The following is a 19,996-nucleotide window of genomic DNA, read 5'->3' as shown; positions in this document are numbered from 1 at the left end:
GGGAGGCTTCGGGGCGGCGGCGGGCGCCGCGGCTCGCTCAAGCTGCCTCCGCCGGCGCAGGCGGCGGTGGACCTGGGGGCGCGCTCGGTCATCATCGTGGCGGCGGCGCTGTTCCTGCTGCGCTTCCTCACCCGGGCCGCGCTGTTCGTGGAGGCCAAGGTCGCGCAGTCGCCGGAGGGCACGGACGTGGCGCGGGTGCGCGGGCTGCGCACGCAGCTGGCCATCCTGCGGCGCGTGGTGGAGGTGGCGGTGGTGCTGGTGTCCGCGTCGCTGCTGCTCCTCCAGTTCGAGGCGGTGCGCAACGTGGGCATGTCGCTGCTGGCGTCCGCGGGCATCGCGGGCCTGGCCATTGGCCTGGCCGCGCAGAAGTCGCTGTCCACGCTGCTCGCGGGCATCCAGCTGTCCATCACGCAGCCCATGCGCATTGGCGACACGGTCATCATCGAGAACGAGTGGGGGTGGATCGAGGAGATAACCCTCACCTACGTCGTCGTGAAGGTGTGGGATTTGCGCCGGCTGGTCATCCCCATCACGCAGTTCCTGGAGAAGCCCTTCCAGAACTGGAGCAAGGTGTCGCCGGACATCCTGGGCACCGCGGAGCTGTACGTGGACTTCCGCACGGACGTGGCCGGCGTGCGCGCGGAGTTGAAGCGCATCCTGGAGCAGGAGTCGCAGGGGCTGTGGGACGGCAAGGCGCAGGGGCTCCAGGTGACGGACCTGAGCGAGCGCACCATGAAGCTGCGCGCCCTGGTGAGCTGCTCGGACGCGGGCAAGGCGTGGGACCTGCGCTGCCTGGTGCGGGAGAAGCTGGTGGCCTACCTCCAGGCCCAGCCGCACGGGCTGCCGCTGCTGCGCGCGGAGGCCACGCCCCTGTCCTTCCCGGAGGAGAAGTCCGCGGGGCCGGCGCTGCTGCCCGCGCGCAACACCGCCCGCGTGGAGCCCCAGCGCTGACGGACGGCGCTCAGCGCCACGCGCCCACGGAGAGCTTGCGCTCCTCCGCGATGGGCTGGAGCCGCTCGCGCAGCTGTTCGCGCACCTGGTGGAGCCACCAGCCCACCGTGCCCGTGGAGCGGCCCACCTGGGCGCCGATGCTCACGTAGGAGCGCCCTGCGCGCGCAGGTGGAACACCTCCCGCTGCTGCGGCGGCAGGCGGTCCACCGCCTCGCGCAGGTCCTTCTCCTGGATGAAGGTCCAGAGCTCGCCGCCCTCGGCCTCCTGCGGGTCGTCCGCCAGCACCGTCACCCAGCCCGCGTTCACCGCCTTGCGCTGCTCCGCCCGGTGGTGGCGCAACAGGCTGATGGCCCGCGTGTTGATGACCCGCCCCGTCCACGCCCGGAAGGCCTCCGCCCCCTGCAGGTGCAGCCGCTCCTTCCACGCCTCGTCCAGCGCGTGCTGCACCAGGTCCTCCGCGTCCGCCGCGTTCCCCAGGATGCGCTGCGCGTGCTTCAAGAGCCCCGAACGGAACTGCATGACCAGCGCCGCGAACGTCTGCATCTCTTTGTCAGCCATGGAAGTGCCCCCCGAGCCGCGTTCCGTGCACGACCATGATGACAAAGGTTTTCAAATACGGAGGTACATCCTTTCCTGGAATTACCAAGAGTGTCTGGAAAACCTATCCCACCCGGCGATTTCCGCCGCCGCTGTCGCGAATGCATCCAGTGTCTGTCTTTCAGGTGTCCACCGGGGGCAGGGGCGGCGCGATTCCAGACAGCTCCACGCGTGGGCATTGCTCCACGGATCATTCCGCGTGAAACAGCGGGCACCTGCCCCGGGGGGTGATGGCCGGGCGGTTCGCGCTGGACGGGTGGCCCTACTCCTTTCGGGGGAGCGCGTTTTCAGGAGGGATGCAGGAGGCTCCGGGCTCTTCGTTTCCCTGGAGTGCCATGAAGCGTCTGCTCCCCGTCGTTCCCCTGCTGCTGTGGTGCCGGTGACGCTGACGTCGTCCTGCACCGCGGGCGGCCTGGGTGCGCGTGGGGCAAAACGCCCCGGATCCGACAGGGCCGCGCATGAACGGGGCAGAACGCCCCAGGCCCGGTGCGCCGTGCGCGCGTGAAGACACGGCAGGGTTCTTGCTGACACGCCCCTGTCTCACGGCCAGTGCCGGATCCTCCGCCCCACACCCCATACGGATCCGGCGCTGGCCGCCGGGGCAGGAAGGCGGCAACCGCTCATGCTCGAACCACGGCGCCCCGAGTCGGCCGTTCGCGACGTGCTCCCCTACCGGAAGCCGAAGCTGGGACGGGACTACTGGATCAAGGACGACGTCCTGCCCAACGCGCTGGAGGTCTACGAGCGCAACCTGGCCCGCGAGGACTGGACGATGGGCGCCCCGTGGCGGCCGGAAATCTGGCCCGGCATCCGCGCGCCCCACGCGCTCACGCCCGAAGAGCTGGCCCCCGTGGAGCGGTGGATCTGTGAGCAGGCCGGCGTGCGCGCCCTCAAGCAGGAGGCCCCGGCGCAGGGCTCGCTGTCCCACAACCACGTGCAGCTCGTGGGGGAGAAGGAGTCCACCGCCAAGCCACACGTGGACTCGCTGGCGCTGTGCGACTTCGCGGGCGTCATCTACCTGCACCCCAAGCCGCCCGCGAAGCACCTGGGCACGTCCTTCTACCGCCTGCGCCTCCCCAGCGGCGGCCTGGGCGGCAACACCTGCCCTCCCGGCTGCGTCAACCTCACCCAGGCCTTCGGCGTGACGAAGCTGCCCGCGAACGCGTGGGTGCAGGACGTGGAGGTGGAGAACGTCTTCAACCGCCTCATCGTCTACCGGGCGGACTTCGTGCACTCGGCGACCGCGTACTTCGGGCAGGGCGACAAGCGGAACAAGCGCGCCACCGCCCTCTTCTTCTGGAAGGCCGTGCGCTGAAGGCTACGGCGCCCGCGCGTCCAGCATCCGCGCCAGCATGTCCGCGCTGCGCTCGCTGCTGAACTGCTCCTCCACCTTGCGGCGGCCCGCCTCGCCCAGCCGCACCGCTTCGGCCGGATCCCTCGCCAGCTTCTCCAGCTTCTCCGCCAGCACCGCGGGCGCCTGCGGCGGCACCAGCACGCCGTCCACGTCGTCGTCCACCAGCTCCTTCACGCCGCCCGCGCCCGTCACCACCACCGGCACGCGCATGGCCATGGCCTCCATGATGGCCACGCCCAGCGGCTCCTGGAGGCTCGCCAGCGCGAAGAGGTGCGAGCGCTGGATGCCGTCCTTCACCACGTCCTCGCTCACCGCGCCCAGCAGCGTCACCGCGTCCGTGAGGCCGTCCTGCGCGAGCTTCGCCTCCAGCACCTTGCGGTACGTGGTGCCACCCGCCTCGTCCTCGCCCGCGATGGACAGCCGCGCGTCGATGCCCTTCTTGCGCAGCATCCCCACCGCGTCGATGAGGTCCGCGTGCCCCTTGCACGGGTTCAGCCGGCCGCACGCGAACAGCCGCAGCGGGCCCTCCCCGGACCACGGCGCGTAGGGCACCGTGCGCTGGAAGCGCGACAGCTCCACGCCCATGGGCGCCAGCTCAATCCGGTCCGGCAGGCTCCCGGCCAGCTCCTGGCGCACCTCCGCCAGCAGCTTCTTCGTGATGACGAAGGCGAACTTCGCGTGCCGCCACTTCTCCCGCTGGTTCGGCCCGTAGTCGTCCAGCGGCCCGTGCAGCGTCATGCTGTACGTGAGCCCCGACAACAGGTGCGCGAACATGGCCACGTGCGCCGCGTTGGCGCAGGAGTGCACGTGCACGTGCGTCCAGCCGCGCTCGCGCGCCAGCGACGCCAGCCGGCCGCCCATCACCGCGAACGCCACCAGCTGCGCGCGGCCCTTCGCGTCCAGCCCCTCCGCCCGGGCGATGGAGGCCAGCACCCGCGCCCAGCCCGTGGGCATGGCCCGGGCAATCTCCAGCGCGGCCCGCAGCACGCCCAGCGGCGGCGGCGGCGCCAGGTACTCCGTGCGCGACATGGCCTCGCGGGCCCAGCTGTGGCTGATGATGCGCGCGGGCGGCGGACGGGTGGACACCAGCTCCGGCGACACCCCCTTCCCCGGCAGCGCCTGCAGCTCGCGCCAGAAGAAGATGTGGGTCTGTCCGGGGAACTCGGGAATCAGGTAGCCGATCTTCTGCACGCCCCATCCATAACACGCCGCGTCCCCCTCGCTCCCCGGGCCCGGCGGGGGCCACGGGGGTCCGGCGGGGGTGTCAGGCGTGACAGCAGACCGGCGGCGCGCTCCTTCGCCTGCCCGCCCGCCCGGGTCGTTGGGCCATGACGCCTCATTGCGTTATACCGTCCGCGCTCCCATGTCCGCCGATTCGAGCCCCCCGTCACCCACCGAGGAGACCCCGCCCGCGAGCGCCGTGCCCTCGCCGGAACTGTCGCGGCTGTGGTTCGCGCTGGACCGCCGCGCCTGGTCCTACCTGGTCGTCGTCCCCGCCCACCCCGGCGCCCCCGCGTTGGACGCGGCCCAGGCGCTGATGGAGGCCGGGTCGCCCTACCCGGAGCCGCCCCTGCGTCTGGTGGACGCCACCGGCATCGAGCCCGCCGGCGCCCCGCGCATGGTCCTGGAGGTGCGCCGCCGCGTGGAGCAGGGGGAGCGCGTCATCGTGGTCATCGACTCGCTCCTCACCCACCCGGCGAGCCTCCCGCTGGCCCTGGCCGCGGACACCGCCCTGATGGTCGTCACGCTGGGCGAGACGGACTTCGGCTCCGCGCGGAAGACCCTGGAGCTGGTGGGCGAGGACCGCTTCGCCGGCAGCGTCACCTTCCCGCGTCCCACGAAGAAGCAGAAGCGCGCCGACGCCGCCAGGAAGAAGAAGCCATGAGCCCTTCCGACTCCCCCGCTGTCCCGGCCCCCCGGCTCAGCGTCGTCATCGCCACGTACAACCGGCTGCCCCTCATCACCCGCCTGCTCCAGCAGCTGGCCGGCCAGACGCTGCCGCCCGAGGACTTCGAGGTGGTGGTGGTGGACGACGGCTCCGCCACCGACGTGAAGGGCCCCCTCCTGGCCCTGAAGCTGCCCTACACCCTGCGCGTGGAGGTGCAAGCGAACGCGGGCGCCGCCGCCGCGCGGCACCGGGGCGTGCTGGCCGCCCGGGGCACCACGGTGCTCGTCACGGATGACGACATGCAGGTGGCCTCCGACTTCCTCGCGCGCCACCTGGCGCACCACCCGCCGGGCTCGCGCAACGTGGTGCTGGGCCGCATCAGCCCGGACCCCGAAATCGGGGAGATGCCCCTGTTCGAGCGCTGGTACGCGCACCTCAACAACCGCATGGCGGAGGAGCTGTCCGTCCCCGGCGCGAAGGCGCGCGGCAACCACCTGTACACGGGCAACGTGTCCTTCCCCCGCGCGGACTACGTGGGCGTGGGCGGCTTCGACAAGACGCTGGGCCAGTCGGAAGACGTGGAGCTGGGCGTGCGCCTGGAGAAGGCCGGCTGCGCGTTCCTCTTCGCGCCGGACGCCTACGTGCTGCACGGCAGCGACCACGTCAGCTTCGAGAAGTGGATCCGCCGCGCCCACCGCTACGGCATGTTCGACACCCACGTCTCCGTGAAGCACCCGGACGTGAAGGGCGTGAACCCCTGGCGCCTCTTCTTCGAGACGAACCTGCTGTCGCGCCCGCTGCTCGCCTCCGCGGTGGTGGCGCCGGAGGCGTCCCGCAAGCTGACGGAGGCCGTGGTGAAGGCCTCCACCGTCGCGGACAAGCTGGGGCTCACCGGCGCCGCGTTCGCGGGCACCTCCGTGGCGTACGGCATGGAGTACCTGCGCGGCGCCCGCACGGAGGCCGGCGGCTGGCGGGGCGTGGCCAAGGGCGTCGCTCGCTACCTGCAGGGCCGGGGAAACCCCCAAGGATGAAAGCCATGTTCGGAGCCCTCATCTCGGACGCGCTGGAGATGGCCAAGGCGGCCACCGGTTCGTCGGACGCGAAGTCCATCGCCAAGGTGGTGCTGACCAGCGACTCGTACCGCATCACCGCGCTCAACCGCGCGCGGGAGGCGGCGCTCGCCCTGCACATCCCGCTGGTGAACCACGTGCTGCGCGTGGCCCAGACGGCGGTGATGGGCATCGAGATTGGCAAGGACGTGACGCTGGGCAAGGGCGTGTACTTCGTGCACAGCCTGGGCGTCGTCATCGGCGGGGACGCGCGCATCGGCGACCGCGTGCGCTTCTACGGCAACAACACCGTGGGCACCGCCAAGGACAACGGCTACCCGGTCATCGAGGACGACGTCTGGCTTGGCGCGGGCGCCCGCATCCTGGGGCCCGTGCGGATTGGCGCGCGGTCGCGCATTGGCGCGAACGCCGTGGTGCTCCAGGACGTGCCGCCGGACAGCGTCGCGGTGGGCATCCCCGCGCGCATCTTCCCGCGCAAGGACCAGGACGAGGTCCCGCTGTAGCCGTCTCGCTGTTTCAAGTGGATCCGCTGTGCCGGGTTCGTTCCGGGGGATGCGTTGAAGAAGGTCATGGCAGACAGGGCGAAGCACGCGCGGTGGAAGCGCACCGTCATCCTCACCTGCGCGGTGCTGGGCAGCGGCGCGGGCGTGGCGATGGCGCAGCAGCAGGACACCGCCGCGAAGGACGCCGCTCCCTCGAAGGACACCGCCGCGCAGCCCGCCCCCACGGACACGGTGGCCGTCTACGACGGTGGCCTCCAGGCCGGGTGGAAGGACATCGGCTGGGCGCCGCGCGAGCTTCCCAAGGGCGCGCCCGCGCGCCTGCGGATGTTCAACTACGGCGGGTGGATCCTCTACCGGCCCAAGCTCCCGGGCGCGTACGGCGCGCTGCGCTTCCGCTTCACCGCCCCGGAGTCCTACGGCGAGTTCCTGGACGTGCGCCTGGACGCCCCCGGCGCCGCCACGTTCCCGCACGTGCGGATCAGCCCGGAGTTCATCGTCAAGAAGGACCGCGAGTGGGCGGAGGTCGTCGTCCCCATGGAGGTCCTCAACCCGCGCAGTGAGCCCTTCGACCGCCTGGTGTTCCGCGCGTCGAAGGAGGTGGCCCGGGACTGGGTGCTCTTCGACAAGGTGGCTCTGGTGCCGCTGTCGCCGGACGTCGCCGCTGCCCGGGCCGCGGGCGGAGGGCGCGTGGGCCGGGGCGACGGCCGCGAGTCGAAGATGGTCATCGACTGCACCGCGCCGTCCAAGCCCATCAGCCCGCTCATCTACGGCATCGCGCTGGACGGCAACAAGGAGACCACGGACACGCACCAGTGGAAGCTGGGCGCCACCATCCGCCGCTGGGGCGGCAACCCCACGTCCCGCTACAACTGGAAGCTGGGGCGCGCGTGGAACACCGGCAACGACTGGTACTTCCGCAACGTGCAGCTGGGCTTCGGCGCGGAGGACTTCCTGGAGTCCAACCGTCAGCACAACGTCCAGTCCGCGCTCACGCTGCCGCTGATTGGCTGGGTGGCCAAGGACACGTCCTCCGTGGGCTTCCCGGTGGCCGAGTTCGGCCCGCAGCAGGCCCAGGACGACACGGAGCCCGCGGGCGGCAACGGCGTGCGCCGCGACGGCACGCCCCTGGTCCCCGGCGCGCCCACCACGACGAGCGTCCAGGCCCCGCCGGAGTTCATTGGCGAGTGGGTGAAGTCGCTCAAGGCCGCCAAACGCGGCGTGAACATGTACATCCTGGACAACGAGCCCGCCCTCTGGAGCTCCACGCACCGGGACGTGCACCCCGAACCGCTCACCTACGACGAGCTGCTCAAGCGCACCATCGACTACGGCAGCGCCGTGCGGAAGGCGGATCCCGAAGCGGTCATCGCCGGTCCCGCGGAGTGGGGCTGGACGAACTACTTCTGGTCCGCCGCGGACTTCGCCCCCGGCCGCCCGCCGTACACCGACCGCCGCGCCCACGGCGACGTGCCCCTCCTGCCCTGGTACCTGCGCGAGCTGCGCGACTACGAGAAGAAGACCGGCGTGCGCCTGCTGGACGTGGTGGACGTGCACTTCTACCCGCAGAGCAACGTGGGCCTGGGCATGGAAGGCGCCACCGACCCGGACACCAACGCGCGGCGGATCCGCTCCACGCGCGCGCTGTGGGACCCGACCTACAAGGACGAGTCCTGGATCGCCGAGCCCATCCAGCTGATTCCGCGCGTGAAGCAGTGGATTTCGGAGAACTACCCCGGCCGGGCCTGTCCATTGGCGAGTACAACTTCGGCGCCATGAAGCACATGAGCGGGGGCCTGGCGCAGGCGGAGGCCCTGGGCCGCTTCGGGCAGCAGGGGCTCACGTCCGCGTTCTTCTGGCAGTACCCCGCGGAGAACAGCCCCACGTTCTGGGCGTTCCGCGCGTACCGCGACTTCGACGGCAAGGGCGGCCGCTTCCAGGACAACGGCCTGTCCACCACCGCGCCGGAGGGCACCAGCCTCTTCGCGTCCCGCGACGCGTCCGGCAAGAAGCTCACGGCCGTATTGCTCAACTTCGACCCCGAGCAGCCCGCCCAGGCGCAGCTGGAGTTCAAGGGCTGCGGCTCGCTCAACACCGTGCGCGTCCTGGGGTACTCGGGCGCGCCCGGCGGTTTCACCGAACAGGCCACCGGCAAGAAGGCCGAGCAGGCCCTGTCCCAACGCCTTCCCCCCTACTCCATCACCGTGCTGGACCTCACGGTGAAGTGAAGACGACGCCTTGACCACCGCACACGCCCCCGCCGCCGCCTCCCGCCCGCGCCTGAACATCGGCCAGCTCGCCATCGACCAGCTCACCTTCCCCCAGGCCATCACGGCCATTGGCGAGCTGGTGGACGCGCACCAGGGCGGCTACGTCTTCACCGCCAACGTGGACCACGTCGTCCTGGCGGAGACGAACACGCGCTTCCGCGACGCGTACTCCAAGGCCACCATCTCGGTGGTGGATGGCATGCCCATCGTCTGGGCGTCGCGCATGCTGGACGTGTCCCTGCCGGAGCGCATCGCCGGCTCCGACCTCATCCTCCCGCTGGTGAAGCTGGGCGCCGAGCGCAAGTGGCGCATCTTCCTGCTGGGCGCGGGCCCGGGCGTCGCGGAGAAGGTGGGCAGGCAGTTCCAGGCGCAGTACCCCGGCATCGAAGTGGTGGGCTGGGACTCGCCCATGGTGAACCTGGACGCGGGCGACGCGCAGAACGACCCCATCGTCGCGCGCATCCGGGAGCAGGACCCGCACCTGCTCTTCGTCGCGCTGGGCAGCCCCAAGCAGGAGGTGTGGATTTCCCAGGTGGCCCAGAAGCTGGGCCCCACGGTGGCCATCGGCATCGGCGCGGGGTTCGACTTCATCGCGGGCACCGCCAAGCGCGCCCCCGAGTGGATCGCCAAGGCCGGCTTCGAGTGGCTCTACCGCCTCACCCACGAGCCCAAGCGCCTGTGGCGCCGCTACATCCTCAATGACTCCCAGTTCGGGGTGATCCTCCTGCGCGAGCTGTGGAAGCGCACCCGGGGCTCACAGGAAGGCTGAGTCCTGGAGGACTCGCATGACTGGCCGTATGCCCTTGATTTCTAAGGCTGAGGCGCTTTTCCCCTCTCTGGACAGTTACAGCCAAGCTTGAGTATTCTTGCCCCGCACGCCTTTCGCGGGGTGCTTCTTCCAGTCAGACGCGGGTTCCGCACGCCGGGGCGCTGAGGTGAAGCGTGGGCGGACGGGCCGGGGTGTGCGCTGGGCAGCGGCCTCCCGCGTCCGGGGTGTGCCCACCCGTAGGCCCCTGGACGTTCCCCCATGTCATCCGCTGTCTCCCGTTCGTCGCCCCGTTGGGCGGCGCGACTCGTCGTGTTCGCGGCGTTGCTGCTGTCCGCCTTCAGCGCGCCGGCCAGCGCCGCCACCAACACGGAGGCCACGCAGAAGGCCATCCAGTTCCTCAGCGCGGACGTGGCCAACTGGACCACGTCGCAGAACTGCATCGCGTGCCACCGTCAGGGCGCGGCGGTGTTCGGCCTGTCGAGCGCCAAGGCCAATGGCTACAACATGGCGCAGGCCACCTCCAACGGCCGCACCATCCAGGGCAACCTGGACCTGCTGAGCGCGCGCATCAAGACGGACCAGCTGCCCGCGGGCAACTGGCTGCACGTGGGCAGCGCGTACCCCAACGAGAAGACGAGCTGGGCGTCCTTCGGCCTGGCGGGCTTCGACCGGTACGTGTCCACGCAGTACAGCAGCGCGCTGGTGATGGCGGCCAACTGGGCGCTGGGCATCCAGCAGGCCAGCGGCCGGTGGCCGGAGGACCACATCAACTTCCCGGTGGACCACGGCAGCGTGCCGCTGACCGCGCGCTTCATCGTCGCGCTGTCGCAGGCCAAGCAGCGCGTGGACCCGGCGAAGGCGGCGCAATACCAGGCGGCCATCGACAAGGCGGCGGCGTACCTGCGCGCGAACCTCAACAACAACGACACGTCCGGCACCGGTGACGGCATGCCGTACACGTTCCAGAAGTCGTGGGCCATCGTGGGCCTGAAGGCCGCGGGCGCGGGCACGGGCAACGTGAACACCACCGCCATCACCACGCTGGCGAACCAGCTGGTGGCCATGCCGGCGGTGAGCGGCAAGGGCTGGGGCAACCTGCCGTCGGAGGCGTCCAACGACTTCGCGACGGGCATTGGCGTGTACGCGCTGTGCCTCGCGGGCCTGGAGCCGGCCAGCAACGCGCGCCTGTTCAACGCCATCGAGTGGCTGAAGTCCCGCCAGGCGGCGGACGGCAGCTGGGGTTCGGGCACGGCGACGCCGGACATCCCGACGACGTTCGCGTCGCTGGGCCTGGCGTGCTTCGGCGACTTCAGCGTGGAGGTGTCCGTGGTGGGCGAGGACACGAAGATGTTCCCCATCTACGACCCGGCCGCGCAGGAGACGACCTACACGTTCAAGGTGAAGAACCACGGCTACCAGGCGGACACGTACACGCTGAGCGCCGCGGGCGGCCTGCCCGGCTGGACGGCCACGCTGAGCCGCCCCACGGTGTTCCTGGCCTCCGGCGCGGAGTCCACGGTGACGCTGACGGTGCGCGCGCCGGCGAACCTGCTGCCCTCGCTCCTGTCGGAGGTCACGGTGACGGCGGCCTCCGGTGGCGCGCCGGGCGTGTCCGCTTCGGCTCGCGCGAAGACGTATACGCCGCCGCCTCCTCCGGTGACGGGCGTGGCGACGACGACGGCCATCCTGACGCCGGCGGCGAACGCGCAGGTGACCATTGGCCAGGCGACGCTGCTGTCGGCGCGCGTGCGGGACGCGTCGAACAACGTGGTGACGGGGCCGCTGAAGGGCGTGGTGACCTTCTTCGTGGCGGGCGTGGCGATTGGCGCGGATGACGACGCGAACGGCGACGGCGTGTTCAGCCTGCCGTGGAGCATCGCGACGGACACGTGGACCGCCACGGGGGCGCAGGACTACCGCGCGGTGTACTCCGGCGTGACGTTGCAGCCGAACAGCCAGAACCTGCTGGGCAGCACGGCGGCGCAGACGCTGATCATCAATGCCTATCCGTACACGCCGCCGGAGGTCATCATGGGCAACCAGCCCGCGTTCCTCCGCGAGACGACGCTGTCCGTGTGGGGCTTCGTGAAGCCGGCCACCAACGGCGCGGTCATCACCTACGCGGCGTTCATCGTGAACGGCGGCGCGCCGGTGGTGGTGAACCCCGAGCTGAGCGGCGGGCTGGTCTTCACCCCGGTGGAGCTGTCCGAGGGGCCGAACATCATCCAGCTCACGGGCCGCGACAGCCTGGGCGGCGTCACCACGAAGCAGATCAACCTGACGGTGGACCGCGTCCCGCCGGTCATCACCATCCAGTCCCCGGCGCAGGGCCAGGTGGTGGGCGGGCTGGTGGACGTGACGAGCCTCATCGACGACCGGACGCCGACCCGCGTGCAGACGCAGTGGGTGAACACCACGCTGCTGGAGTTCGGCACCGGTTCGGTGACGCACCCGGTGAGCCTGCCGAACTTCGGCGAGCAGGGCATCCTGGTGCGCGCGACGGACTCCGCGAACAACGTGACGGAGGCCGTGGTGCACGTGTTCGTGGACTCCGGCACGCCCACGGTGACGACGGACCCCGCGGACGGCGCCACGTTCGGGCCGCGCGCGAACAACACGCTGCCGTATGTGATTCGCGTGTCGTCCGTGTCCGCCACGACGGTGAAGCTGGGCAGCCAGATGTTCCAGCTGCCGCGCGGCGGCGGTGAAATCCAGACGTCGGTGACGCTGGCGTCGGGCGTGAACACGCTGACCATCGACGCGACGAACGAGGCGGGCCGCACGACGCGCGTGACGCGCACGGTGCGCTACGACACGCAGGCGCCCGTGGCGACGCTGTTGACGCCGGCGCCGGGCAGCACGGTGGGCGGCGTGGTGACGCTGACGGCGCGGGTGACGGACGCGCTGAGCAGCATCAAGAACGTGGCCTTCACGCGGGACGGGTCAGGCATCCGCGCCGGCACGCTCCAGTCGAACGGCACGTGGATCGCGGAGCTGGACACCCGCGAACTGCTGGATGGCACGCACACGGTGGACGTGTGGATGACGGACGCGGTGGACAACTTCGTCATCCAGAGCTTCAGCTTCACGGTGAAGAACAACTAACCGTCTGCCATTGACGGCGGTGCCCCAGCGGGGCGGGAGGTCCGAGAGGGCCTTCCGCCCCGTTGTCTTTGGGGGTGTCATGGGCCGCATGGACGCACACAGGGCCGGCGTGTGGATGTTGTTGTTCGTGCTGCTCACGGGCTGTGCCGGTGGGCCCACGGTGCGGCTGCGCACGGAGCGGGGGACTCGGACGTATGCGCCGGTGAGCTGGGACCGGCGGGTGCCGGTCAGCGCGCGGGAGTTCGAGGAGGCGCTGGCGCGCTTGGTGCTGGAGGTGCCGCTGATGGTGCGCTCACCGAGGGTGGTGCGCGCGGTGGCCAGGAAGGGCGCGGAGTTGGACCGGGGACTTGGGTTCATGCTGCGGGACCGGTACGGGCGGTGGTGCCGGGCGCACGAGGCTCCGGGGGATTGTCTGTCGTTGCTGGAGGACGGCGCGGGCTTCGGCGAACTGGACCGGCTGACGCTCGCGGTAGGCATGTCGCTGGACCCGCTGCGCGCGAGTATCGGGGAGGCGCTGGAGGACACGGTGAACCCGGCGTTCTTCGTGTCCGTGGTCTCGGGAGCGATTGCGTCCTGGGTGGTGTTGGCCGCGGCACCGGAGCCCGTGTTCACCAAGGTTGCCGCAGTGATTGCCGCTGTGTTCCTGGCGTACGTGGGGGTGCAGTCGTTCCTTGCGGTGGTCCGGGCGTGCGGCGCGTTGAAGGCGGCGACGGACAGGGCACAGACGTTCCAGGAGCTGGAGGAGGCGGCGGAAGTCTTCGCGCAGGCCCTGGGACCGGAGGTGGCGCGCATCTTCGTGCTCGCGGTGACGGTGCTGGTGAGTCACGGCGTGACGGTGGGGCTGTCATCCGCGCTCACGTTGATGCCGGGCTTCCCGGACGCGGTGCGGTTGGGCTCGGCGCAGGCGGGCTTCAGCGTGGCGCGCGTGCTGGACGTGAGCGCGGTGGCGGTGGTGGACGGAGTGGTGGAGGTGACGCTCGCGTCCACGGCGATGACCATGGCCACGGTGGGCCCGCCTCCTCCGAGCAGCTCGGGAGGACCGGGCAAGTGGGTGCAGGTGAACGAGTCGATGTCCGACCGCGCCCGCGACTATCAGGCCCAGGTGACCGGAGCGCCGAAGGGCTCCGCGTACCGCATCAAGCAGGGGGACGAGGAGGTCGACTTCGATGGCTTCGACCCGAAGGAGGACCTCCTGCTGGAGGCCAAGGGTGAGGGCTATGCGAAGTTCATCAAGGACAACATGACCCTGAAGGAGTTCTACCGGGGCTTCGACAAGGTCCTTGCCCAAGCCGGGCGGCAATACGCATTGGCCCAGGGAATGCGCGTCCGCTGGATTGTCGCGGAGGAGCGCTTCGCCCAGCTCCTTCGCCGTGCCTTCGAAGGCCTCGGGTACAAGACCTTCGAAGTCGTGCACCACCCTCCGGTGCGCTAAGGGGTTCTGGGATCATGACGGAGACGTACTACTCAGGCTGTTATTGGCTGGCCCGGCAGGAGCCCGTCGAGTCCTGCGCCCGCCGACTGGGTTCGTTCCTCCAAGAGTTGGGCACCCTGGAGCCTTCGTGGAACCGCTGGCACCAGACGGCCGCGTCGTTCGAGAAGGCACGAAAGCGACAGGTGGCTCCGGACGTGGCCACCCTCTCCAAACTCCTGGGGACCAAGGCCAATCGGTTCATGGACATGAGCCGCTTCTGGCTCTGGGCTGGCGAGAACGAAGAGGAGATGTCGAAGGTCATCGGCCACTGCGGCAGCGCCGCGACGCATATGTCTTCCGCCTGTCTGCTTGACGGTCACAGCATGGGCCAGGTCGCGGAGCGGGTGTTGACAGCCCATGTCCTGACCCGAGTGATGCGTGCCATGGCGCTCGCGTGGGAGCCGGAGTTCGGCATCTCCACCTCGCATGAGCATCGGGAACTCCTCACGGCGGGCCGGTTCCCGGAGCCCGGCACCTTCATCGGCTGGGTCACCTACCTCGCCGACTTCCGCGGGCCCGTGCCCCCGCTGCCCTCCCCCGTCCAGGTGGAGCACCTTCCGGACCGGGGCACGCTCATCACCCTCACGCAGGAGAAGTTCTCCGCCTCCAACCCCGCCCACGTCGCCCTCGCCGCGGACGTGCAGGCGCGCCTCCAGGCCGCGGGGCTGCTCACGCCCCTGCGCCCCTGGGGCACTTGAAGCCGCGCGCTTTCAGCGCCCGGGCTTCGACAACCGCCGCAGCAACACCTCGTGCGCCGGGTGGCGGGCCACCATCGACTCCGCGCCCGGCAGCTCGAAGTCCGCGAAGTCGAACCCCGGCGACACCGTGCAGCCCACCAGCGTGTACGCGCCCAGCGGCTCCGCCGCCTGCAGCACCCCCGCCGGCACCAGCACCTGCGGCTGATGGCCCTGCGTCACGTCCCGGCCCAGCACCGGGGACTCCAGCCGGCCGTCCTCGTGCACCAGGTGCAACGCCAGCGGCTCGCCGTCGTGGAACAGCCACAGCTCGTCCGCCCCCACCACCCGGTGCCACGCGGAGAACTCCCCCCGCTGCAACAGGTAGTAGATGGCCGTCCCCGCGGACCTGCGCCCCCGGAGCGTCTGCACCTGGAACGCCGCCCGGTACGTCTCCCGGTAGTATCCGCCCTCCGGGTGGGGCTTGAGGTCCAGCCTGCGCACCAGCTCTTCGACCATGGTGGACCCAGTCTAACGCCGCGCCCCCTCAGGGCTTCTTCTTCTGCTGCTGCATCGCGGACGCCACCAGGTTCATCAGCTTCAGCTGCACCGGCGTCAGCCGCCGCAGGTTGCGCATCAGCCGCCGCATCTCCGGCACCTCCTCGTCACCGCGCGGCCGGGGCTTCTCCTTCGGCGGCGGCGCCGCGAACTCGTCCCCCAACCCCAGCAGGTCGTGCGGCGGGATGTTCAGGACGACGCACAGGCGGCGCAGGTTCTGCACGCTCGGCAGCATGTGGCCGCGCTCCAGCCGGCCGTACACCTCCGACGCCATGCCGATGCGGTCCGCCACGTCCGCCTGCGTCAGGCCCAGCTTCACCCGCACCGTCCGCGCCGCCGCCCCGAGGATTCCCGCCAGTTCAGTGTCCATGCCCTTGCCAGTCCCCGGTGCGAAGCGCCTCCATGGCCTCGGCCGCAGGGCATAACCCTGAAGGTCGGGTCATGTCACCTTACCTCTGGCGTTTTTTCCCACCTCCCACCAGGGCCGGCCCTCCTCTGGCCGCGCAGGGCGGAGCCCCTCTCAGGGCGTGGGCTCCGCCACGGGCGAGCGCCGGCGCTCGGCCGCCGTGAACAGCAGCGCCAGGGGCAGCCCCATGAACACCGCGTGCCACACAATCTGGAGGAACTGCGGGACGCTCAGCAGCCAGGGGAAGTAGCCGCGCCCCAGCAGCTGGAAGTCCACCAGCCACACGAAGATGCCGAAGAGCATCCCCACCGCCGCCTGGAACTCCCAGCGCCCCCGCCCGTCCACCGGCAGCATCGCGTCCAGCAGCGCGTACACCACGCCCCAGCCCGCCATGAGGACCAGGTGCACCCCCAGCCCCACCGCCACCGCCACCGCCGTGGACACCTGCGGCGTGAAGGCCGGCGGCCCCAGCACCACCGCCGCGCTCATCCGCACCGGCACGAGCGGCCCCTCGCCCGCAGCCACCGCCAGCGCCGTCTCCGCCAGCGCCAGCAACACGCCCGCAGCCAGGCCAAACAGCAGCCCGTTCGTCACCGACCAGGGGGTGGGAGTCCTCGGCGCCATGGGTGTGCCTCCTCGGGGGTGCGCGGGCGCCGGAAGCGGGCCCGTCTGTTCAACGCTGCGCACCCCGCGGAAGGGGCAGCCGCCTCGCACCGGTGGCCCGCCCCAGCCCCACCCGGACGGGCGGACGAGGCCCCTCCCTCCCCCTCCCGGACCTACCGCACGGGCAGTCATTTCTTCCCCCACGAATTGGACGGGCCCGTAACTTCTTCAGCCGTCCGGAATGACCCGTCGCGAAAGTGCCCGGAATTCCCAGGAGCCGAGAGCGGGCACGCCGTTCGCAGGAGTGGAGACACGTCGAGGAACCGAACCCGTGTCCCAGTCTTCCGCAAGAAACCGCCTGGTCCTGCCCTACCGCGTCCACTACGCGCCGCCCGCGTGGCGGGAGGTGGGGCGCATGTCCTCGGAGGCGTTCGAGGCCCTGCAGCAGACCCTGGCGCGGCTGGCGGAGCGGTCGAGGAACCACGACTCGGTGGCGGGACCCGCGCGGCACCGCGTGGAGGGCCACGGCCTGGAGCTGATCTACGAGCGGGACCCCCGCGCCAGCACGCTCACGCTGCTCGCGGTGACGCGGGTGGGCTGAGCTCCGGGTCCGTCAGGCGGTGCGGCCGGACAGCCGCCCCACGGTGGCCACCAGCTCGTCCGGGACGATGGGCTTCTTCAACAGCCCGCCCGTGTCCGGCAGCGGCTCCACGCCCACGCCCGACAGCAGCAGCACCGGCACGGCCTTGAGCCGGGGCCAGTCCGCGCGCAGGTGGCGCAGGAACTCCGGGCCATCCATCACCGGCATCCGCAGGTCCAGGAGGATGAGGCTGGGCGCGGGCAGGTGCTGGAGCTCGTCCAGGGCCTCGCGGCCATTGGCGGCGACGGCCACCTCGTAGCCTTCGGCTTCCAGGATTTCAGCGATGGCGGCGCGAGCATCCTCGTCGTCCTCCACCACGAGCACGGGCTTGTGCGGCACGGGCTTGGCCATGTCCCGCAGCATAGAGACCCCCTCCCCCATACGGACACGCCTTCCCGGAAAACCCCGACCACTGGTGGACAGATGCCGACCCCGGAGGATGACCCCCCTGTGCCCGGGGCGGCCACTCCGGGAGGTCCAGGGCCCTTGCTCCGGCGGCATCGTTTGGGCAAAAACGAACCCTCGGGTCCATCATTCACCGCCAGCTTTCGCCCCCGGGGTTAGGACTCCGGGGCATCCCGAAGGGGAAGCAGGCTCGCAAACGTGTGCTCCCTCACGGGTTCCTCCCACCAGGGGAGCCCGGGGGGTTAGCGGGCCCCGGAGCCCCTTCCTACCTTGGGCCGACCATGTCGCTGAGGAGCCTGGAGCCACCCATCCCCCGTGTCCGCGAGGCCACGCCCTGGAAGGCCCGTGCCTGGCGGGAGCTGGAGGCGGGGCGCGAACGCATCCAGGCGATGCTCGCGCCGCTGCCGGAGGCGGAGCTGATGCGGCAGCACTCGCCGCTCATGTCCCCGCTGGTCTGGGACGTGGCCCACGTGGCCAACTATGAAGAGCAGTGGCTGTTGCGCGCGCTGGGGGCCAGGGCCTTCACCGACCCCGCGTTCGACGCCATCTACGACGCCTTCCGCCACCCGCGCGGCACCCGCGCCGCGCTGCCGCTGCTGGAGCCGGAGGCCGCCTGGGCCTACGCCACCCGCGTGCGCGAGGCGGTGGCCGCGCACCTGGAGACGCTGCCCGAGGCCAGCGCGGATCCGCTGCTCCACGGCGGCTTCGTCTTCGGCATGGTGGCGCAGCACGCGCAGCAGCACGCGGAGACGCTGGCCGCCACGCTGCAACTGATGACGCAGGTGGAGTACCGCCCGCTGGAGGCGCCCCGCCCCCAGCCCGGCGCGGTGCCCCAGCACGAGGTCTTCATCCCGGGCGGCCCGGTGCACCTGGGCAGCGACGGCGCGTGGGCCTACGACAACGAGCGCCCCCGGCACGCCGTGGACGTGGCGCCCTTCCTCCTGGACGCGCACCCCGTCACCACGGGGGACTTCCTCGTGTTCGTGGAGTCCGGCGGCTACGAGGACGCGCGCTGGTGGGATCCGAAAGGCTTCGCGTGGGTTCAAGCGGAGCGGATCCGCCACCCGCTCTTCTGGAGCCCGCGGGGGAAGCACGTCTGGCTGCGCCGCCGCTTCGGCACGCTGGAGCCGCTGCCCAGGGACGAACCCGTGCAGCACGTGTCCTGGTACGAGGCGGACGCGTACGCGCGGTGGGCCGGCAAGCGCCTGCCCACGGAGGCCGAGTGGGAGAAGGCCGCGCAGGGCAGTGACGGCGTCGCGCGCGCGCACCCCTGGGGGGACGCCGCGCCCACGGACGCGCACGCCAACCTGGGCGGGACGCGCTGGGGCCCGTCGCCCGTGGGCAGCCACCCCCTGGGCGGCAGCGCGGACGGCGTCTGGGGCCTGCTGGGCGACGTCTGGGAATGGACCGCCAGCGACTTCCAGCCGTACGCGGGCTTCCGGGCCTTTCCGTACCGCGAGTACTCGGAGGTCTTCTTCGGCGACACGTCCAAGGTGCTGCGGGGCGGCGCCTGGGCGAGCGCGCCGGTCGCGGTGCGCAACAGCTTCCGCAACTGGGATTTCCCCATCCGCCGGCAGATCTTCGCCGGCTTTCGCTGTGCACGGAACGTGAGGTGAGGGTCGCATGAGGATGAGGACGGAGCAGGGCGAGGCGCGCGTCGCGGACGGCGGCTCGGTGCCGGGCGTGACGGTGGACGTGCACGTGAGGCCCGGGGACGCGCTGCGCGCGCTGCGCGCGGAGGTGCTGGAGGGGCTGTGCCGCGGGCCCAAGGAGCTGAGCCCCAAGTGGCTCTACGACGAGCGCGGCAGCCAGCTCTTCGACGACATCACCCGCCTGCCGGAGTACTACCCGACGCGCCGCGAGCGCGAAATCCTGCACGCCCACGCGGACGACGTCGCGCGGCTGAGCGGCGCGGACACGCTGGTGGAGCTGGGCAGCGGCACTAGTGAGAAGACGCGCCTCTTGCTGGACGCCATGGACGCGGCCGGGCACCTCCAGCGCTTCGTGCCCTTCGACGTGAGCGAGGCCTTCCTGCGCAAGGCGGCGGAGAACCTCTCGCGCGAGTACCCGCGCATCGCCGTGCACGCGGTGGTGGGCGACTTCGAGCAGCACCTGGGCCGCATCCCGGGCGGCGGCCGGCGGCTCATCGCCTTCCTGGGCGGCACCATCGGCAACCTGAAGCCCGCGCAGCGCGCGCTGTTCCTGCGCGAGCTGGCGTCGGGGCTCAAGCCGGGGGACGGGCTCTTGCTGGGCACGGACCTCATCAAGGACCGCGAGCGCCTCTTCGCCGCCTACAACGACAGCGCGGGCGTGACGGCGGACTTCAACCGCAACGTGCTGCGCGTGCTCAACCGCGAATTGAAGGCGGACTTCGACCCGGAGGCCTTCGAGCACCTGGCCCCGTTCGACGAGGCGAACAAGTGGATCGAGATGCGGCTCATCTCGCGCAAGGCCCAGTCCGTGTGGCTGGAGGACCTGGGCCGGCGCGTGGACTTCGCGGAAGGCGAATGTCTGCGCACGGAGGTGAGCTGCAAGTTCTGTCGCGAGCAGGTGCAGGCGGAGCTTGGCGACGCGGGCCTCGACCTAGCCGCGTGGTGGACGGACGCGGAGGGGGACTTCGCGCTGTCGCTGGCGATGAAGCGCTGAACCCGGAGCTGCTGGGAGGAGGGGCCGCCCGGCGCTGCTTCAAGCGCGCCGGGCCCGGGCCCGAAGCCGGGGGACGACGGGTGCCGCGG

The 19,996-nt window shown here is 71.0% G+C and carries 21 protein-coding genes; 14 read left to right on the top strand and 7 right to left on the bottom strand.

Translation table 11 applies throughout. The features are described from left to right. The coding region (locus tag ACLEQD_RS13485) for a mechanosensitive ion channel family protein (protein WP_410384164.1) at positions 1-951 on the top strand (951 nt) is incomplete at its 5' end. Positions 952-961: 10 nt separating this feature from the next. On the opposite strand, the gene ACLEQD_RS13480 is transcribed toward ACLEQD_RS13485, so the two are convergent. Together ACLEQD_RS13480 and ACLEQD_RS13475 are read right to left on the bottom strand one after the other, a co-directional pair. Beyond that, positions 962-1,096 (bottom strand): hypothetical protein, encoded by a 135-nt coding sequence (locus ACLEQD_RS13480; RefSeq protein WP_410384162.1) that lies wholly within the window; start codon positions 1,094-1,096, stop codon positions 962-964. Further along, positions 1,093-1,509, bottom strand: a complete 417-nt coding sequence (locus tag ACLEQD_RS13475; protein WP_410384160.1) for an RNA polymerase sigma factor — start codon at positions 1,507-1,509, stop codon at positions 1,093-1,095. Before ACLEQD_RS13475 ends, ACLEQD_RS13480 begins: the two co-directional genes overlap by 4 nt. Before the next feature lie 661 nt (positions 1,510-2,170). On the opposite strand from ACLEQD_RS13475, the gene ACLEQD_RS13470 reads away from it, so the two are divergent. After that, the gene (locus tag ACLEQD_RS13470) at positions 2,171-2,863 is read left to right on the top strand and encodes a hypothetical protein (protein WP_171419363.1); all 693 of its coding nucleotides are present in this window, start codon (positions 2,171-2,173) and stop codon (positions 2,861-2,863) included. Positions 2,864-2,866: 3 nt separating this feature from the next. Here ACLEQD_RS13470 and epsE read toward each other — a convergent pair whose 3' ends face one another. Continuing rightward, complete coding sequence (gene epsE, locus ACLEQD_RS13465) at positions 2,867-4,093, bottom strand: exopolysaccharide biosynthesis GT4 family glycosyltransferase EpsE (RefSeq protein ID WP_410384158.1); 1,227 nt, start codon at positions 4,091-4,093, stop codon at positions 2,867-2,869. A gap of 172 nt (positions 4,094-4,265) precedes the next feature. Between epsE and ACLEQD_RS13460 the strand changes: the two genes are divergently transcribed. From ACLEQD_RS13460 to ACLEQD_RS13420, 9 genes are all read left to right on the top strand, one after another. Beyond that, entirely contained in the window at positions 4,266-4,787 is a 522-nt protein-coding gene (locus tag ACLEQD_RS13460; RefSeq protein ID WP_410384156.1) for a hypothetical protein, read from the top strand. Continuing rightward, positions 4,784-5,821, top strand: coding sequence for an exopolysaccharide biosynthesis glycosyltransferase EpsD (epsD, locus tag ACLEQD_RS13455; RefSeq protein ID WP_410384154.1), 1,038 nt, complete (start codon positions 4,784-4,786; stop codon positions 5,819-5,821). Before ACLEQD_RS13460 ends, epsD begins: the two co-directional genes overlap by 4 nt. Before the next feature lie 5 nt (positions 5,822-5,826). Next, positions 5,827-6,363 (top strand): serine O-acetyltransferase EpsC, encoded by a 537-nt coding sequence (epsC, locus tag ACLEQD_RS13450; RefSeq protein WP_410384152.1) that lies wholly within the window; start codon positions 5,827-5,829, stop codon positions 6,361-6,363. Between the two features lie 66 nt (positions 6,364-6,429). Beyond that, complete coding sequence (locus tag ACLEQD_RS13445; protein WP_410384150.1) at positions 6,430-8,139, top strand: glycoside hydrolase family 44 protein; 1,710 nt, start codon at positions 6,430-6,432, stop codon at positions 8,137-8,139. After that, positions 8,136-8,588 (top strand): hypothetical protein, encoded by a 453-nt coding sequence (locus tag ACLEQD_RS13440; RefSeq protein ID WP_410384148.1) that lies wholly within the window; start codon positions 8,136-8,138, stop codon positions 8,586-8,588. Before ACLEQD_RS13445 ends, ACLEQD_RS13440 begins: the two co-directional genes overlap by 4 nt. Positions 8,589-8,598: 10 nt before the next feature. After that, on the top strand, positions 8,599-9,399 hold the full coding sequence (gene epsA / locus ACLEQD_RS13435) for an exopolysaccharide biosynthesis glycosyltransferase EpsA (RefSeq protein ID WP_410384146.1): 801 nt from the start codon (positions 8,599-8,601) through the stop codon (positions 9,397-9,399). A 258-nt stretch (positions 9,400-9,657) separates the two neighbouring features. Next, a complete protein-coding gene (locus tag ACLEQD_RS13430; RefSeq protein ID WP_410384144.1) occupies positions 9,658-12,504 on the top strand; it encodes an Ig-like domain-containing protein in 2,847 nt (948 codons plus the stop codon). Positions 12,505-12,592: 88 nt separating this feature from the next. Next, complete coding sequence (locus tag ACLEQD_RS13425; protein ID WP_410384142.1) at positions 12,593-13,936, top strand: restriction endonuclease fold toxin 5 domain-containing protein; 1,344 nt, start codon at positions 12,593-12,595, stop codon at positions 13,934-13,936. A 14-nt stretch (positions 13,937-13,950) separates the two neighbouring features. Then, entirely contained in the window at positions 13,951-14,673 is a 723-nt protein-coding gene (locus tag ACLEQD_RS13420; RefSeq protein WP_410384140.1) for an immunity 52 family protein, read from the top strand. A gap of 12 nt (positions 14,674-14,685) precedes the next feature. On the opposite strand, the gene ACLEQD_RS13415 is transcribed toward ACLEQD_RS13420, so the two are convergent. The 3 genes from ACLEQD_RS13415 to ACLEQD_RS13405 form a co-directional block, all read right to left on the bottom strand. Further along, positions 14,686-15,168, bottom strand: a complete 483-nt coding sequence (locus tag ACLEQD_RS13415) for a cupin domain-containing protein (protein WP_410384138.1) — start codon at positions 15,166-15,168, stop codon at positions 14,686-14,688. A gap of 28 nt (positions 15,169-15,196) precedes the next feature. Beyond that, on the bottom strand, positions 15,197-15,577 hold the full coding sequence (locus ACLEQD_RS13410; protein WP_171422232.1) for a helix-turn-helix domain-containing protein: 381 nt from the start codon (positions 15,575-15,577) through the stop codon (positions 15,197-15,199). 150 nt (positions 15,578-15,727) lie between these two features. Further along, a complete protein-coding gene (locus ACLEQD_RS13405) occupies positions 15,728-16,237 on the bottom strand; it encodes a hypothetical protein (protein WP_410384135.1) in 510 nt (169 codons plus the stop codon). Between the two features lie 310 nt (positions 16,238-16,547). Here ACLEQD_RS13405 and ACLEQD_RS13400 point away from each other — a divergent pair, with 310 nt between their 5' ends. Beyond that, positions 16,548-16,817: a hypothetical protein gene (locus tag ACLEQD_RS13400; RefSeq protein WP_410384133.1), complete on the top strand. Its 270-nt coding sequence runs from the start codon at positions 16,548-16,550 to the stop codon at positions 16,815-16,817. A gap of 12 nt (positions 16,818-16,829) precedes the next feature. Here ACLEQD_RS13400 and ACLEQD_RS13395 read toward each other — a convergent pair whose 3' ends face one another. Further along, the gene (locus ACLEQD_RS13395) at positions 16,830-17,219 is read right to left on the bottom strand and encodes a response regulator (RefSeq protein ID WP_253895942.1); all 390 of its coding nucleotides are present in this window, start codon (positions 17,217-17,219) and stop codon (positions 16,830-16,832) included. Positions 17,220-17,542: 323 nt separating this feature from the next. Here ACLEQD_RS13395 and egtB point away from each other — a divergent pair, with 323 nt between their 5' ends. Then, a complete protein-coding gene (gene egtB / locus ACLEQD_RS13390; protein ID WP_410384131.1) occupies positions 17,543-18,877 on the top strand; it encodes an ergothioneine biosynthesis protein EgtB in 1,335 nt (444 codons plus the stop codon). A 7-nt stretch (positions 18,878-18,884) separates the two neighbouring features. Continuing rightward, positions 18,885-19,907 (top strand): L-histidine N(alpha)-methyltransferase, encoded by a 1,023-nt coding sequence (egtD, locus tag ACLEQD_RS13385; RefSeq protein WP_410384129.1) that lies wholly within the window; start codon positions 18,885-18,887, stop codon positions 19,905-19,907. Positions 19,908-19,996: the final 89 nt, after the last annotated feature.

The sequence above is a fragment of the Corallococcus sp. 4LFB genome, assembly GCF_046520365.1.
Lineage (GTDB): Bacteria > Myxococcota > Myxococcia > Myxococcales > Myxococcaceae > Corallococcus > Corallococcus caeni.
This window is presented reverse-complemented; position numbering and strand designations above follow the sequence as displayed.

Bases quoted from the DNA above. Each gene is read 5' to 3' on its own strand.
- ACLEQD_RS13415 (WP_410384138.1), bottom strand. From the start codon at position 15,168: ATGGTCGAAGAGCTGGTGCGCAGGCTGGACCTCAAGCCCCACCCGGAG.
- ACLEQD_RS13420 (WP_410384140.1), top strand. From the start codon at position 13,951: ATGACGGAGACGTACTACTCAGGCTGTTATTGGCTGGCCCGGCAGGAG.
- ACLEQD_RS13395 (WP_253895942.1), bottom strand. From the start codon at position 17,219: ATGCTGCGGGACATGGCCAAGCCCGTGCCGCACAAGCCCGTGCTCGTG.
- ACLEQD_RS13405 (WP_410384135.1), bottom strand. From the start codon at position 16,237: ATGGCGCCGAGGACTCCCACCCCCTGGTCGGTGACGAACGGGCTGCTG.
- ACLEQD_RS13430 (WP_410384144.1), top strand. From the start codon at position 9,658: ATGTCATCCGCTGTCTCCCGTTCGTCGCCCCGTTGGGCGGCGCGACTC.
- ACLEQD_RS13440 (WP_410384148.1), top strand. From the start codon at position 8,136: ATGAAGCACATGAGCGGGGGCCTGGCGCAGGCGGAGGCCCTGGGCCGC.
- ACLEQD_RS13470 (WP_171419363.1), top strand. From the start codon at position 2,171: ATGCTCGAACCACGGCGCCCCGAGTCGGCCGTTCGCGACGTGCTCCCC.
- ACLEQD_RS13460 (WP_410384156.1), top strand. From the start codon at position 4,266: ATGTCCGCCGATTCGAGCCCCCCGTCACCCACCGAGGAGACCCCGCCC.
- egtB (WP_410384131.1), top strand. From the start codon at position 17,543: ATGTCGCTGAGGAGCCTGGAGCCACCCATCCCCCGTGTCCGCGAGGCC.
- ACLEQD_RS13410 (WP_171422232.1), bottom strand. From the start codon at position 15,577: ATGGACACTGAACTGGCGGGAATCCTCGGGGCGGCGGCGCGGACGGTG.
- epsD (WP_410384154.1), top strand. From the start codon at position 4,784: ATGAGCCCTTCCGACTCCCCCGCTGTCCCGGCCCCCCGGCTCAGCGTC.
- ACLEQD_RS13475 (WP_410384160.1), bottom strand. From the start codon at position 1,509: ATGGCTGACAAAGAGATGCAGACGTTCGCGGCGCTGGTCATGCAGTTC.
- epsC (WP_410384152.1), top strand. From the start codon at position 5,827: ATGTTCGGAGCCCTCATCTCGGACGCGCTGGAGATGGCCAAGGCGGCC.
- ACLEQD_RS13425 (WP_410384142.1), top strand. From the start codon at position 12,593: ATGGACGCACACAGGGCCGGCGTGTGGATGTTGTTGTTCGTGCTGCTC.
- ACLEQD_RS13445 (WP_410384150.1), top strand. From the start codon at position 6,430: ATGGCAGACAGGGCGAAGCACGCGCGGTGGAAGCGCACCGTCATCCTC.
- egtD (WP_410384129.1), top strand. From the start codon at position 18,885: ATGAGGATGAGGACGGAGCAGGGCGAGGCGCGCGTCGCGGACGGCGGC.